Below are 15077 nucleotides of genomic sequence, written 5' to 3'. Positions count from 1 at the left end.
GAATAAAATGAGAGCAGGGAGGAAATGCTGATGAGTTCGTTTGTACACTTACACGTGCATAGTGAATACAGTTTATTGGATGGGGCCGCACGGATGGAGGAGCTTGTCTCACAAGCGGCGAATCTGGGCATGACCTCTCTGGCTTTGACGGATCACGGCGTTATGTACGGGGCCATTGCCTTCTACAAGGCGTGCAAGCAGCGGGGGATCAAACCGATTATCGGGTGCGAGGTTTATTTCACCGCAGGCTCCCTTCGCGACAAAGGGACCAGGCAGGAACAGCCGATTTATCACCTTATTTTACTTGCCAAAAATGATCGGGGCTATCAGAACCTCATGAAGCTCGTTTCCATCGGGCATCTGGAGGGTTTTCATTATAAACCGCGCATCGACCTGGAGCATCTAGCCCAATATGCCGAAGGGCTTATCTGTTTGAGCTCGTGCTTGGGCAGCGAGATTTCGCAGCATTTGCTGCACAACCGGACGGATGAGGCGAGACAAGCCGCAGAGCGGTACAGAGCGATCTTCGGCGACGACTTCTTTCTGGAAATTCAAGATCACGGCATGATCGAGCAGAAAAAAGTGATGGTTGCCATGATTGAGCTGAGCAAACAGACGGGGATACCGCTGATTGCCACGAACGACGTGCATTATGTCACGGAGCCCGATCACGTCGTCCAGGACGTTCTGATTTGTATCGGTACCGGCAAAACCGTTGAAGATACGGACCGGCTCAAGATGGGCACGAGTCAAATGTATTTGAAAAGTGAAGAGGAGATGCGGCGGCTGTTCGTCCATGTGCCCGAGGCGCTGGCGAACACCGAGGTTGTCGCTTCGCGCTGCGATCTGCAGCTGGAGTTCGGCAAATCGATTTTGCCGAAATTCCGGCCGATTCCGGACGGCCTGGCGGCCGCCGATTATTTGCGGGAGCTATGCTTGCAGGGCTTGGAGCAGCGGTATGCGCACAAACCGGAATGGCAGCAAGCCGGCTCCCCGCTGAAGAAGCAGGCGGAAGAGCGTCTTGGCTATGAACTCGGCGTTATTGAGAAAATGGGCTTTTCCGATTATTTCCTGATCGTATGGGATTTTATCCGTTTTGCCCACGAGAAACAGATTATGACCGGACCGGGCAGGGGTTCCTCCGCCGGCAGCCTCGTAGCTTACGTACTGCGCATCACGAATGTGGATCCGCTGCAGTACAAGCTGCTCTTCGAGCGCTTCCTGAATCCGGAGCGGATTACGATGCCCGATATCGATATCGATTTCAGCGACGAGCGCCGGGACGAAGTCATCGATTACGTCGTCGCGAAGTATGGGCATGAGCATGTGGCGCAGATCATCACGTTCGGAACGATGGCGGCCAAAGCGGCTGTACGGGACGTCGGACGTGTGCTGAACGTGCCTTACGGGGACGTGGACCGGGCGGCCAAGGCGATTCCGAATCAGCTCGGCGTGACGATTGCGGAGGCGCTGCAAATCAGCTCCGACCTGAAGACGCTGGTGGCCAGACAGCCCAAAACGTCGGAGCTGCTGGATATGGCTATGCGGGTGGAAGGGATGCCCCGCCATGCCTCGACGCATGCCGCAGGGGTCGTGATTTCGCGCGAGCCGCTCACGCAGTACGTTCCGCTTCAGGAAGGAACGACACAGACGGCGCTTACGCAGTATACGATGGAGCATCTGGAGTCGATCGGGCTCTTGAAGATGGATTTTCTCGGATTGAGGACGCTGTCCATCATCGAAAGAACCGTAAATTGGATCAAGCAGATGGAAGGCGTGCGCCTTAATTTCGACGGGTTGGATATGGACGAGGATGCCGTTACCTACGGCATGCTGAGCAAAGGAGAAACCACCGGGGTGTTCCAGCTGGAGTCCACCGGCGTACGCAAGGTGCTGAAGGATTTGAAGCCGTCTGTCTTCGAAGACATCATTTCCGTTCTCGCGTTGTACCGTCCGGGTCCGATGGAGTTTATTCCGAAATATATATACGGGAAACACGGTCAGGTGGAGGTGGACTATCCGCACCCGCTACTTGAGCCGATTCTGAAGGATACGTACGGAATTATCGTGTACCAGGAACAAATTATGCAGATCGCTTCAAGCATGGCCGGCTTCTCATTGGGAGAAGCGGATCTGCTGCGGCGAGCCGTTTCCAAGAAGAAGCGGGAAGTGCTGGATGAAGAGCGGACTCACTTCGTCAAGGGCAGCTTGCAGCAAGGCTTTCGGGCGGAGGACGCCAATCGCGTCTATGATATGATCGTGCGCTTCGCCGATTACGGTTTTCCGCGGGCGCACGCTACCGCCTACGGGGTGCTGGCGTTCCAGACCGCCTACTTGAAGGCGCATTATCCGATCTATTTCATGGCCTCGATGCTGACGGCCGTCATGGGCAATCACCGCAAGGTAGCCGAATACGTGGATGAATGCCGGCGGATGAAGATCGAGGTGCTTCCTCCGGATGTGAACGGCAGCGGAACGGTGTTTACGCCTGACCCGCAGGCGGGAGCGATCCGCTTCGGGCTTGCCGCCATCAAGAATGTGGGCACGCAAGCGATCGACGCCATTCTTAGCGAGCGCAGGCAATCTCCTTTCGAGAGTCTGCTCGACTTCTGCAGGCGCGTGGACTTGCGCATCTGCAACAAGCGGGTCGTCGAATCGCTGATCCAAGGCGGCGCTTTCGACTCCTTGGGAACGCATCACCGGGCCCAACTGATGGCGATCCTCGATGAGACGATTGCCTCGGCGACCAAATGGCGCAAGGAGCGGGACGATCTTCAGCTCCACCTGTTCGGCTTCGTGGAGGAGCCGAACTGGGAAGTGGAGGTTCCGAATATTCCGGTCATGCCGCAGAGCAAGCAGCTTGAGCTGGAGAAGGAGCTGCTCGGGATGTATATCTCGGGCCACCCGCTGGACGCTTATTCGCAGCTGCTGTCGGAGATGGATGCGGCACCGCTGCACCAGCTCGCCGAGCTGCCGGATAACAGCGAGGTGCTCGTCGCCGGGATGATTCTCTCGAACAAGACGATCGTCACGAAGAAAGGCCAGCCGATGGCCTTCATGGAGCTCGAGGATCGTATCGACAAGGTCGAGGTGGTGCTCTTCCCCGAGACCTGGAAGCAAGCGGCTCCGCTCGTGCAGAAGGGCAGACTCGTCCTCGTGCGGGCGAAGCTGCAGCTGCAGGACGAGGACCCGCCCAAGCTGCTCGCGGAGCAGCTTGCCCCGCTGGACGACCCTGCGGCCGTCCAGCGTCTGCGCCGGCAGCCCCGTGCGGCTGCCGCATCCGGCGGCGCCCGCAGCAGCGGCGCCGGTGCAAGGACGGCGTCCCCGCCCGCGGGACGCCGGGACGTTCGCGCCGGGGCTGCGCAGCCGGCGCGTGAGGCCCCTGCTGCGGAGAAGCCGCAGCGGGTGTTCGTCAAGATCCCGGCTGACAGTGAGCAGCCGGATAAGCTCCTGCAGCTTAAGGCGCTGCTGAAGCTGCATAAAGGGCCTCTCGCGGTTGCGCTATTCTACGAAAGCAGCAACAAGCTTTTGGCCCTGAGCGACCAATATTTGGTGGATCCATCGAAGGATTTGATTCGGATGATCGAAACGATCATGGGTAAAGATTCCGTAAGGGTGAAATAAAGCAACATTCCTCCGCATATGAATAGGAACCCGGCCTTTCAGGGGCATTCCATGTGTAGGAGGAGCACGTATGACCGAACAATACATGATTCAATTGCTGCAAAAACGCGGTGTGAACGTTGAACAAATCTCGGAGATTGTGTTCAAGCTGCAGAGGCCTTATAACGACCAGTTGACGGAGGAAGAGTGCGTCGACAGCGTGCTGGCCGTTCTCGCCAAGCGGGAAGTGCAGTATACGCTGTACACCGGCATTGCGCTGGATGAGCTGGCGGAGAAGAAGCTGCTGCCCGAACCGCTGCAATCGATCCTTGAGGCAGATGAACCTCTGTTCGGCGTCGACGAGACTTTGGCACTGGGAATTGTTCATGTCTACGGGATGATCGGGCTGACTTCCTTCGGCTATCTGGACAAAGAGAAGATGGGCATCATCCGCTCTCTGAACGACGACAAAAGCTCCGTGCACGTATTCCTGGACGATTTGATCTGCGGCTTGGCCGCCGCTGCATCGGCCAGAATCGCTCATCAGAATGAGCATGCGCATGATTATAGCAGTAAATTACGTCTGGACTAAGCAATTAGTTCAGACTTCAATTTTTTTCATAATCGTGCTTTGTTGCGGGAAAAAGAGAAATTATGATATCATTATTCCATTGTGTGCGCCTATGCTTATACAGGATGTTTATTATCATCGTTACTAAATTGCCCTAATCCATGTTGCAGCACTTCATAGGAGGTTTTTTTTCATGTGGACGGTGATATACATAGCTCCTACCGCGAAAATTGCAGAGCGGATTAAACAAAGGCTGACGGAAGAAGGATTTCTTGTACAAGTAAGGGGTATCTCCTTATCCAAGAACCAGTTCGAAATTGTCGTCCCCGCCGGGGAAGTCGAAGAAGTGCAGGAAGTGCTCAACTCTATTTTACATAGATAGTTAAAGTAGAAGTAAGTAACGTGGCTTGTCAGAGGTTCACGATAACAGCCAATTAGAGGTGGAAATGTGCTAAAGGATTTATTTCAAAAGCGTAAATACGCAACGATTCCTTCCGAGAAAACGAAAAGGGAAATTCCCGAAGGGTTAATGAATAAATGCCCGAAATGCGGAACCATTCAAACGAGTAAAGAGCTAGAGAAAAACCTGAAAGTGTGTACAGCTTGCGGCTATCATTATCGTTTAAGCGCATTGGAACGTATTCAATTAACGCTCGATGAAGGCCAGATTCTGGAATACGATGCGGATATGATTTCTGAGGACCCTTTGCATTTTCCCGATTATGTAGAGAAATTAGATAAAGCGAAGACCACAACGAAATTACAGGATGCGATTATTACCGGCGAGGGCACCATCGGCGGGTATCCGGTGGTGATTGCGGCCATGAGTTTTGACTTCATGGGCGGATCGCTAGGCTCCGTTGTAGGAGAGCGGATTACAAGAGCGGTGGAAGCGGCGATCGAGAAGAAGCGTCCGATCATTATTTATTCCACATCCGGCGGCGCGCGTATGCAGGAGAGTATTCTCAGCCTGATGCAAATGGCCAAAACAAGCGCAGCTTTGTCGAAGCTGAGCAATGAGGGCGGCTTGTTCATCTCCGTCATCACGGATCCGACCTTCGGCGGTGTCTCTGCGAGCTTCGCCATGCTGGGCGACATCATTCTGGCCGAGCCGGCAGCGCCGTTCGGTTTTACGGGACGCCGCGTTATCGAACAAACGATCAAACAAAAATTGCCGGACAATTTCCAGACGTCTGAATTCAATCTCGAGCATGGTCAGCTCGACAAGGTCGTGAACCGCAAGGATATGCGATCTACGTTAATCAAGCTGCTGGACATGCACGGAATGAAGGGGGAGGCGACTTATGGCGGGTGAAATGCCGTTCGAACAGCCGCTGGCGGAGCTGAAAAGTAAAATTGCCGAACTGCGCAAATTTGGGGCTGAGAAGCAAATCGACTTTTCCGAGGAAATTCGCCGTTTGGAAGAAAGATACGTTCAACTGGAAGATGAGCTCTACGCAACGATGTCTTCCGCTGAGAAAATGCAGTTGGCGCGTCATCCGCAGAGGCCGACGACGATTGATTATATTCAAGCGATTTTTACCGATTTCATAGAATTCCATGGCGACCGTTTATATGGGGACGATCTCGCGATTGTAGGCGGTTTGGCCAAACTGAACGGCATCCCGGTCACGGTTGTCGGTCACCAAAAAGGGAAAGATACGAAGGACAATATTGCCCGTAACTTCGGATGCCCGCACCCGGAAGGGTTCCGCAAAGCGCTTCGTCTCATGCGTCAAGCGAATAAGTTCAAGCGTCCGATCATTACGTTTATCGATACCAAAGGCGCATTCCCGGGGAATGCTGCAGAAGAACGCGGTCAGGGAGAAGCGATTGCCAGAAACTTGCTGGAAATGGCCTCTTTTGTTGTGCCGATCATCTGTATCGTCATCGGAGAAGGCGGCAGCGGCGGTGCGCTTGCTTTGGGCGTAGGCAATAAAGTGTTGATGCTGGAGAATGCGATTTATTCGGTCATCAGCCCCGAAGGCGCAGCTTCCATCTTATATAAAGATGCTTCCAAAGCGCTGCACGCGGCAGAAGCGATGAAGATTACAGCCGACCATATCAAGGAGCAAGGCGTCATCGACGGCATCGTACCGGAGCCTAAGGGCGGCGCGCACCGTGATCCGGCTGCACAAGCAGAATTTATCAAAACAGCGATCTGGGAACAGCTTCAGCCATTGCTAAGTTTGACCGAACAGGAGCTGTTAGAGGACCGTTACCGTAAATTTAGAGATATTGGACGGTTCACATTCACTCAGGAGGGTAACCATGCGTAAAACGAAAATTGTCTGTACCATCGGACCAGCAAGCGAATCACAAGAGAATTTGAAAAAGCTCTTACTAGCGGGAATGAACGTCGCCCGTCTTAACTTCTCCCATGGAGATTTTGAGGAGCACGGCGCACGTATCCGCAACCTTCGCGCTGCATCCGCTGAGACAGGCAAAGTAGCGGCCATTTTGCTTGACACCAAAGGGCCAGAAATTCGTACCGGCAAGTTGAAAGAAGAACCGATTGAACTTGTGCAAGACAAGCACATCGTTCTGACGACTGAAGAAATTCTCGGGGATGCGAACCGTATCTCCGTCACTTATTCCGATCTGCCGCGCGACGTTCAGATCGGATCCACCATTTTGATCGATGACGGTCTGATCGGTCTTACAGTTGTTGACATTCGCGGAACGGAAATCGAGTGCCGTATCGTCAATGGCGGAACGATCAAAAGCAAAAAAGGCGTTAACGTGCCTGGCGTTAAAATTTCCCTTCCTGGCATCACGGAGAAAGATGCGAACGATATTATTTTCGGTATCGAGCAGGGCGTAGATTTCATTGCCGCATCGTTCGTTCGTAAAGCAAGCGACGTTATGGAAATTCGTGAATTGCTGGAGAAGCACAATGCGACTCACATCCAAATCATTTCCAAAATCGAGAACCAAGAGGGTGTCGACAACCTGGACGAAATTCTCGAAGTTTCCGACGGCTTAATGGTAGCGCGCGGTGACCTCGGTGTTGAAATCCCGGCTGAAGACGTACCGGTTGTACAGAAACAAATGATCAAGAAATGTAACATCGTCGGCAAGCCGGTTATTACAGCGACGATGATGCTGGACTCGATGCAGCGTAACCCGCGTCCGACGCGCGCAGAAGCGAGTGACGTTGCGAACGCCGTATTCGACGGTACGGATGCTGTCATGCTGTCCGGTGAAACGGCTGCGGGGAAATACCCGGTTGAATCCGTTCAAACGATGGCACGTATTGCCGAGCGCGCTGAAGCGGCTCTGGAATACAAAGAAATCTTCCTGCGTCAAGCTCAGGCTCAGCAGGTGACTGTCACTGAAGCGATTTCGCAAGCGGTCGCGAACTCCGCGCTTGAGCTCGGGGCGAAAGCGATCCTGACGGCGACGGAAAGCGGCTATACGGCGAGAATGGTATCCAAATACCGTCCGAAATCGCCGATCATTGCCATCACGCCTAGCGAGCAGGTTATTCGCCGCCTGTCCCTTGTATGGGGCGTAATTCCGGTGTTGAGCTCGCAAGCGAAAACAACGGACGAGCTGTTCAATCTTGCGGTAGACAGCTCCATTAAGACAGGTATCGTCGCCTTGGGCGATATCGTGGTGATTACGGCTGGTGTACCGGTAGGTCGCTCCGGAACGACGAACTTGATCAAAGTTCATCAAGTGGGCGAAATGCTTGCCAAAGGTACGGGTATCGGGATGCAAACCGCTACAGGTATCGTCGTCACCGCACGTACGCCGGAAGAGGCGAACTCCAAGATGGTGGATGGCGCTGTGCTTGTTACCGTCACGACGGACAAGGAATATATGCCGGCTGTGCAAAGAGCTTCCGCTTTGATTACGGAAGTGGGCGGCATTACGTCTCACGCGGCGGTTGTAGCGCTGAGCTTGGGCATTCCGGTGATCGTGGGCGTGGAGAACGCAGTGGAAATTATTAAAGACGGAACGGAAGTATCGATTTATCCGGAAGTGGGTATTATTTACTCCGGACAAGCGAAAGTTCTGTAAGCATAGAAGAGAGAGGCTGTCTGAGAAGTCTGTAATGACTTCGAGGGCGGCTTTTTTTTATGGATGAATTTTCATTGTATGGATTACCGGTTTAAACGGATCTGAGGAGAATGAATGTGTATGTTTTTCATATACAATTATCGATTTAGCTGGTTCAGAGAGGAATTGTATATGATATTTCATATACAATTACCGGTCGAGCGGGCATAGAGAGGAATGTATATGATTTTTCATATACAATTACGGATTTAGCTGGTTCAGAGAGGAATGTATATGATTTTTCATATACAATTATCGTTTTAACTTGCTTCGAGAAGAATCTATACGATTTTTCATATACACTCATACCTTAAGCCTCCGCATCCCAATTCCTGTCATTATCCCGCAGCACCCTCCGCTAGCGGCAATTGCCTAATTTACACGTCACACATTTTTACAGTCAGGTCGTCGGCGCATAGTATCTCTCACTCAATACCCCAGCAGTCCAGTGACAATATCCCCCACAGTCCCTCACTCCAGCAGTCCAGTATCAATATCCGCCACAGTCCCTCACCCCCAGCAGTTAAGTAGCAATATCCGCCACAGCCCCTCACCCAGCAGTCCAGTAGCAATATCCGCCACAATCCCTCACCCCCAGCAATCCAGCCGCAATATCCGCTACAGTCCCTCGCTCTCACAGTCCAGTCCCAGTATCTTCACCCACACCGCTACTCGCCGACAGTGTCCCTCATCCCCAGTCAGCGCCCTCATCACCCCGCCTCCGCAGGAAATGAGTTTCCGCCACACACTATGGTATACTAGAACCATAACGATCTCTCAGGAGGAAAGACCATGACTGAAGTACAATGGTTCGGGCACCAGATGCGCGTCCGCTACGCGGAAACCGATCAGATGGGCGTCGTGTACCATACCAATTATTTGAACTGGTTCGAAATCGGGCGGACCGAGCTTATCCGGGAATTGGGTTATCCATATCGCACAATAGAAGATAAAGGCTTGCTGCTGCCTGTCGTTGAGGCGGATATAAAATTTCTTAAACCTGCCCGCTATGACGACCTGGTCACGGTCTACACGCGCGTGCTCGAGAAGAGCAGTGTAAGGCTGCATTTTACGTACGAAATTCGCAGGGAGAACGAGGGGGCGGCAGCTTCGGCGCCGGATGAGCGGCCAGGGGATCTTCTCGTAACGGGAACAACTCGTCACGTCTGGGTGAATCCTTCTTGGAAGCCCATACGTATAGATAAGGAAGCGCCGGAATTATGGCAGCTGTTATCCAAGTATTCCTGAAGGGGATGAGTTTATGTTTCGAATCATTCTGGCGATCTTCATTCTTGTACCGGCGATCGAGATTACGTTTCTTATAATGATGGGACATCTCGTAGGCGGCTGGCTGACATTTGCCCTTATTATTTTGAGCGGTTTTCTGGGGGCTTATTTCGCCCGGAGGGAAGGGCGCAAAGTATTGGAGTACGCGCGATTCGAATGGTCGCAAGGCCAGCTTCCGGCCGGTCAACTGCTTGACGGCATATGCATATTCCTCGGCGGTATTTTATTGATTACACCTGGCTTTATCACGGACATTTTCGGTTTCCTGCTTGTATTTCCGTATACAAGGCCGATCTTCAAAGCGCTGCTGCTTGCTATCATTCAACGCCAAATCGGCAAAGGCCGCATTCATTGGATTAACCGAAGATAAAACCTTGTCCCGCCTGGCAGGACAAACGTAATAAAAGGCTCGGTCCCCCTCATTTGGGAGGCGCCGAGCCTTTCTGTATGTAAGAAGCGATATCGTGGAAAATTTTGGCCCTGTAGAAGGCGGAAATGAGTATGAGCGATACGGGACCGACGATCAATCCGAGGAGACCGAACAGCTTCAATCCGACGAACATGGCGATGAGCGTAGCGAGCGGGTCCAGACCGACGGAAGAAGCGAGTACCTTCGGCTCCATGATTTGTCGGGCTATGACGATGACGCCATATAGCACGCTGAGCCCGATGCCTAGGAAGATGTCCCCCTGAGCGAAAAATACATACAAAATCCAGGGCACCATAACAGCGCCTGTTCCCAGATAAGGCATCAAGTCGGCCAAGCCGGTCAACAGTCCGATCGTTATAGCATAGTCAACGCGCAGTACGAGCAAACCGATGATGACGACGAGCGCTGTCAAGGAGACGAGAATCAGTTGGGCTCGCATGTAGCCGAACAGCGCTTTTTGCAGATCGTTGCGGATCAGCTGCGTCGTTTTGACAATCATGTCCGAGAAAATACCTTTGTACCGCTGGATGAGAAGGTACCAGTCTTTGCTGATAAAGAACGTAGCCAGCATGACGATGATCGTTATTGTCGCAATATTCGGCAGGGAGGTCAGGAAGCGTCTGAGCGTATCGAACACGTAGCTGATAATGAATTTGCTTACGTCGGCGATGGAGCCAGCGGTAGATGAAAGGTTATTGTTGACCGTCTCTTGATATTTCGGGTTGTTCTCGAAAAACTCATTGATTTTCTCAATCCAGCTTTGAAAGGCGGTGGAATTGATGAATACGTTGAACTGTTCCACCCACCGGTTGATCTGCAGCTGCAGATTGTCGGCCAGCGAACCGAGCTCTACGATAATATTGGCTACTAGCAAAGTGATGGCCGCAGCCATGGAACCTGCGAACAGCAGCATCGATAAAGTGACCGACAGCCACCGCGGAAGTCTGAGCTTGAACTGGAAGAAGTTCACAAGCGGATTGAGCATAAGCGCCAGAATCCAGCCGAAAATAAACGGATAAATGAGCGGAACGATATAGTAGAGGGCGTATGCGATTCCGATGATAATCAAAGCCACCCAGATACCCCGGAAAATCTGATGAACTAAGCGCGGATTGAGGATTCCCATCGTTTATTCTCTCCTTGGTTCAGTTGTTTGTATTGTACCATGAATATGGATAAATGCGGAAACCAACATGCCTTTACAAAATCTTAATATATTAAAAGAGGGGGGCCTGCATTGTAGGTACTCCGGCCGCATAGTACAATGAAAACATAAAAACGAACTAAACTGGAGGCTTTATGAGTATTGCGCGAGAACCCGATCTGAAAGATGTGAAAGAGCTGAAGGAACAGAAAGAGATTTCGACCAAGTACTTAAATCGCGATTTAAGCTGGATCGAGTTCAATTGGCGCGTTCTGGAAGAAGCTCAGGATCCAAGTACTCCACTTTTGGAGCGTGTGAAATTTCTGGCTATCGTGTCCAGCAATCTCGACGAGTTCATGAGTGTTCGCGTCGCAGGACTCAAAGATCAATTGAAGGCCGGATATACCAAGAAAGATTTCACGGGATACACCCCTGCTGGACTAATTAAACGGATAATGAAACGCACATCCAAAATGGTGAACGAACAGTACAAAACGTACCGTGAAGTTACGAGACTGCTTACGAAGGAAGGCATCGTGTTTACCGAATACGAGGACCTGAATACGACGCAGAAGAAAGCCATGGACGCGTATTATCATGATATTATTTTCCCGGTATTGACGCCGATGGCGGTGGATCAGAGCCGTCCGTTCCCGCTTGTACATAATCATTCGGTTTATTTGGCTGTTCTGTTGGTCCGGGAAGGGGATGATCCGGAGGATGAGCCTTATTTTGCCATCGTTCAGGTACCGAGCAATTTGTCCCGCTATATTCCGGTCCCGACCAGACCGAACAGCAAGAAGCAGGAGTTCATTCTTCTGGAAGAATTAATGGAGCATCATATCCAATCCTTGTTCAGCGGCTATATTCCGCTGTCCGTTCATGGCTTCCGAGTGACGCGCAATGCGGATTTAACGCTCAATGAAGAAGGGGCGGAAGATCTGCTTGAGGAGATCGAGAAAGAGCTTAGACGCAGGCGCTGGGGCGCTCCGGTACGGCTTGAGGTGCAAGAAGGGATCCATCCTTATGCGCTGGCCCAGCTGCAGGATGAATTCGAAATCGAAGAGATCTTCGAAATTGACGGGCCGCTGGACATCACGTATTTCATGAAGCTGGCCAATACGCTGAACGGTTTCGATCATTTGCGTTACCCGCGGGTGAATGCGAAATATCCGGTCGAGTTCGAAGATACGAGCGATTTCTTCGACGTGCTGAAGCAGCGGGACGTTCTTGTACACCATCCGTACGAATCTTTCGACGCGGTCACGGATTTCATTGTGAATGCGGCCTACGACCCCAAAGTGCTCGCGATCAAAATGACATTGTACCGGGCAAGCGGCAACTCGCCGATTATCCAAGCGCTGGCCCGCGCAGCGGAGTCCGGCAAGCAGGTCACGGTCGTCGTGGAGCTGAAGGCGCGATTCGACGAGGAGCGCAATATCGCTTGGGCGAGAATGCTTGAGAAATCGGGCTGTCACGTCGTCTACGGCTTGGTCGGGCTCAAAACGCACGCCAAAATTACGCTCGTCGTCCGCCAGGAGGAGAATACGCTCCGCCGGTACGTGCACGTAGGCACGGGAAATTACAACGACATCACCGCACGGCTATATACCGACGTAGGGCTTTTCACTTCCAATAGCGTAATCGGTGAGGATGCTTCCGCATTGTTCAACGAAATTACGGGCTATTCGGCCCCGCATGACTGGCAGTCGTTCGCCGTAGCTCCAACTGATCTGAAGGATAAGCTCTTCGAGCTGATCGCCAGGGAGGCGGAGCATGCGAGAGCGGGCAGACCGGCGAAGATTGTGGCCAAGATGAATTCGATATCGAATCAGGAAGTCGTCGATGCGCTGTATGCCGCTTCGCAAGCCGGCGTGAAGATTGAATTGATCGTCCGCGGCGTCTGCTGCTTGCGTCCCGGTGTGCCGGGACTCAGCGAGAATATTACCGTCCGAAGTATCGTTGACAGATTCCTGGAGCACTCCCGGATCTACTATTTTCAAAATGGCGGGCTGGATGACGTTTACTTATCGTCGGCCGACTGGATGACGCGCAATCTGACGAGACGGATTGAATTGATGTGTCCTGTGACCGATCCGCAGATGAATAAACTGATGATTTCCATTCTGAGCGTCAGCCTGCATGACAATGTCAAAGCGCGCGAGCTCATGCCCAACGGTATGTATACCCGCATCAAAAATGAACTGACCCCGTACCGGAGCCAGTTCGAAGCGATGAAGATCACTTCCTGGAAAAAACTCCGGCTTGAATCTTAAGCTTGAGTCCCCAGGCTTTCTCGAAATCTTTGGTTACATTGGCGAGCTCTTTGAGCTCGAGGATCGGATTATGGACACACATGAGCTTCAGCGTCAAGTTCGCATCGCTCTGCGTTAAGAGCAGCTCCTGCACAGGCTGCGTCTCGCTGAAATCCAGGGCGATGGCCAGTTTGAGCAGCGTGCCCAGCTTCACGATTGCCGTTTCGTCGGATTCCTTCAGCAGGTCCTTGTAGACAAGGGCTTGTTGATGGGTCCGGCTTTTTGTTTTGTATGTGGCAATCAGGGAGGCCATGACGATTTCCCGGTGCGAGAACCCGTCGATCCGGGCATTCGCTATCATATACTGCGTATGCTTCTGGTAATGATAATAATGAACGGAGACGCCGATTCGGTGCAGCATCGCGGCGGCATGCAAACAATGCCGGCTGCGGTCATCCTGTTCCGCTGGAGAGCCAAGTTTGTCGAACAGCTGCATCGCGAGTTGATCGACGCGCCGAACATGCTTCTCCGCAGCATTAGGATGCAGGGAAAGCAAATTATGCAGGCTGGCTTCCAGAACATTCGGATAGACCGGCTGCTTCGGGTCGAACGTCTCGAAGAACAGACCGTCGCGTAGGCCGGATCCGCTGATGACGCAGCGGGATGCGCCGGCAGCGCCGAAGAGCGTATCCAAAATAAGAAGCCCCGGCACGATAATGTCCGAGCGTTCTTTGGAGAGCCCTTCCACCTTCTTGCGCTTCTCGATTGGCAGCTGGGACAGCGTAGTGACGAAGGAGCGGAGCTCTCCAGGCTTCAGCTCATAGTTATGAGCAAGCTGGAGCGGGTATTTGGCCTTCTTTTGGCTCATTTTGCCCAAGGTCCGGATCGTCCCGCCCAGACCGATCATCGGCAAATTCGGCGAGCTCCTGATCCAAGGATGGGCGGCAGCGGCCTCTTCAACCATGCGGCGAATGTCCGCGATTTCCTGCTCGGTCAGATTCGCATTCTTCATATGCTGCCTTGTCGTGTTGACGGCTCCGAAGGGGAAGGAGACGCTGCTTAGCACCTGCCGGTTGCGCAGCAGCGTGACCTCCGTGCTGCCGCCGCCGATATCGATGATGAAGGCGTCCCGAATGTCAATCGAGTTGACGACGCCCAGATAGCCGTAACGCGCTTCCTCGGCGCCGCTCAGCACCTCGATGCGCAGGCCCGTTTGCTCCTCCAGCAAACGCACGATTTCTGCGGAATTGGCCGCGCTGCGAATCGCCGCCGTCGCTACCGCTCTTACCGTCTGGACTTCATGTACACGGCACAGCAGCGCATAATGGGATAGGACGGGAACGATAGAAAGGATATCTTTGTTATGTAAAGTGCCGTCATATCCGATCCGTTCGCTAAGTCTTGCGGAATCTTTATGCTCGCTTACGACACGGTAGGCGCCAAGCGCATTGATTTCATAAATCACGAGCCGGATGGAGTTGGACCCGATATCGATGATACCGATTTTCGTACAGCTGCTCATGGCATTGCTCCTTTTTCCGAGAAAATCTCTGTTGCATTGCCTACATTGTATCAATCCGGGACCCTCTCGACAAACTTTTACATAGGGACTGCATAATTCGGGGAAATAAACAAAAACTTGTATCGTGTGTTTTCAAGATGAGGAGCGATGAGGAATGGCGATGTAAACGCCACAAAGATTGTTTATGGGAGAGATAGCAT

11 protein-coding genes are annotated in these 15077 nt (G+C 52.5%); 9 read left to right on the top strand and 2 right to left on the bottom strand.

The genetic code is table 11. The features are described from left to right. Window positions 1–30 precede the first annotated feature (30 nt). From J2X61_RS04475 to J2X61_RS04440, 8 genes are all read left to right on the top strand, one after another. Window positions 31–3624 carry a DNA polymerase III subunit alpha gene (locus J2X61_RS04475; RefSeq protein WP_310186171.1) on the top strand — a complete coding sequence of 1198 codons (3594 nt, stop codon included), beginning with the start codon at window positions 31–33 and terminating at the stop codon, window positions 3622–3624. Between the two features lie 70 nt (window positions 3625–3694). Next, complete coding sequence (locus tag J2X61_RS04470; protein ID WP_274466193.1) at window positions 3695–4195, top strand: phosphatidylglycerophosphatase A family protein; 501 nt, start codon at window positions 3695–3697, stop codon at window positions 4193–4195. Between the two features lie 172 nt (window positions 4196–4367). Further along, window positions 4368–4556 carry a hypothetical protein gene (locus tag J2X61_RS04465; protein WP_057307280.1) on the top strand — a complete coding sequence of 63 codons (189 nt, stop codon included), beginning with the start codon at window positions 4368–4370 and terminating at the stop codon, window positions 4554–4556. A gap of 66 nt (window positions 4557–4622) precedes the next feature. Then, window positions 4623–5489 (top strand): acetyl-CoA carboxylase, carboxyltransferase subunit beta, encoded by an 867-nt coding sequence (gene accD / locus J2X61_RS04460; RefSeq protein WP_274466191.1) that lies wholly within the window; start codon window positions 4623–4625, stop codon window positions 5487–5489. Next, window positions 5479–6453, top strand: a complete 975-nt coding sequence (locus J2X61_RS04455) for an acetyl-CoA carboxylase carboxyltransferase subunit alpha (RefSeq protein ID WP_274466190.1) — start codon at window positions 5479–5481, stop codon at window positions 6451–6453. Before accD ends, J2X61_RS04455 begins: the two co-directional genes overlap by 11 nt. Beyond that, the gene (pyk, locus tag J2X61_RS04450) at window positions 6446–8200 is read left to right on the top strand and encodes a pyruvate kinase (RefSeq protein ID WP_274466189.1); all 1755 of its coding nucleotides are present in this window, start codon (window positions 6446–6448) and stop codon (window positions 8198–8200) included. The genes J2X61_RS04455 and pyk overlap by 8 nt, the downstream gene beginning before the upstream one ends. A gap of 831 nt (window positions 8201–9031) precedes the next feature. Further along, window positions 9032–9487: an acyl-CoA thioesterase gene (locus tag J2X61_RS04445; protein WP_310186164.1), complete on the top strand. Its 456-nt coding sequence runs from the start codon at window positions 9032–9034 to the stop codon at window positions 9485–9487. 13 nt (window positions 9488–9500) lie between these two features. After that, window positions 9501–9896, top strand: a complete 396-nt coding sequence (locus J2X61_RS04440) for an FxsA family protein (RefSeq protein WP_274466187.1) — start codon at window positions 9501–9503, stop codon at window positions 9894–9896. A gap of 49 nt (window positions 9897–9945) precedes the next feature. Here the strand turns inward: J2X61_RS04440 and ytvI are convergent, their stop codons facing one another. Further along, window positions 9946–11082, bottom strand: a complete 1137-nt coding sequence (gene ytvI, locus J2X61_RS04435; RefSeq protein WP_274466186.1) for a sporulation integral membrane protein YtvI — start codon at window positions 11080–11082, stop codon at window positions 9946–9948. A 173-nt stretch (window positions 11083–11255) separates the two neighbouring features. Here ytvI and J2X61_RS04430 point away from each other — a divergent pair, with 173 nt between their 5' ends. Continuing rightward, entirely contained in the window at window positions 11256–13376 is a 2121-nt protein-coding gene (locus J2X61_RS04430) for an RNA degradosome polyphosphate kinase (RefSeq protein ID WP_274466185.1), read from the top strand. Here J2X61_RS04430 and J2X61_RS04425 read toward each other — a convergent pair. Then, window positions 13342–14877: a Ppx/GppA phosphatase family protein gene (locus J2X61_RS04425; RefSeq protein WP_310186158.1), complete on the bottom strand. Its 1536-nt coding sequence runs from the start codon at window positions 14875–14877 to the stop codon at window positions 13342–13344. The genes J2X61_RS04430 and J2X61_RS04425 overlap by 35 nt on opposite strands. Window positions 14878–15077: the final 200 nt, after the last annotated feature.

This window comes from Bacillus sp. 3255 (assembly GCF_031456485.1).
In the GTDB taxonomy this organism is placed as follows: Bacteria; Bacillota; Bacilli; order Paenibacillales; family NBRC-103111; genus Paenibacillus_E.
This window is presented reverse-complemented; position numbering and strand designations above follow the sequence as displayed.

Coding starts and splice junctions, on each gene's coding strand:
- J2X61_RS04440 (WP_274466187.1), top strand. CDS start 9,501: ATGTTTCGAATCATTCTGGCGATCTTCATTCTTGTACCGGCGATCGAG.
- J2X61_RS04425 (WP_310186158.1), bottom strand. CDS start 14,877: ATGAGCAGCTGTACGAAAATCGGTATCATCGATATCGGGTCCAACTCC.
- J2X61_RS04475 (WP_310186171.1), top strand. CDS start 31: ATGAGTTCGTTTGTACACTTACACGTGCATAGTGAATACAGTTTATTG.
- pyk (WP_274466189.1), top strand. CDS start 6,446: ATGCGTAAAACGAAAATTGTCTGTACCATCGGACCAGCAAGCGAATCA.
- J2X61_RS04455 (WP_274466190.1), top strand. CDS start 5,479: ATGGCGGGTGAAATGCCGTTCGAACAGCCGCTGGCGGAGCTGAAAAGT.
- J2X61_RS04470 (WP_274466193.1), top strand. CDS start 3,695: ATGACCGAACAATACATGATTCAATTGCTGCAAAAACGCGGTGTGAAC.
- J2X61_RS04430 (WP_274466185.1), top strand. CDS start 11,256: ATGAGTATTGCGCGAGAACCCGATCTGAAAGATGTGAAAGAGCTGAAG.
- ytvI (WP_274466186.1), bottom strand. CDS start 11,082: ATGGGAATCCTCAATCCGCGCTTAGTTCATCAGATTTTCCGGGGTATC.
- J2X61_RS04445 (WP_310186164.1), top strand. CDS start 9,032: ATGACTGAAGTACAATGGTTCGGGCACCAGATGCGCGTCCGCTACGCG.
- J2X61_RS04465 (WP_057307280.1), top strand. CDS start 4,368: ATGTGGACGGTGATATACATAGCTCCTACCGCGAAAATTGCAGAGCGG.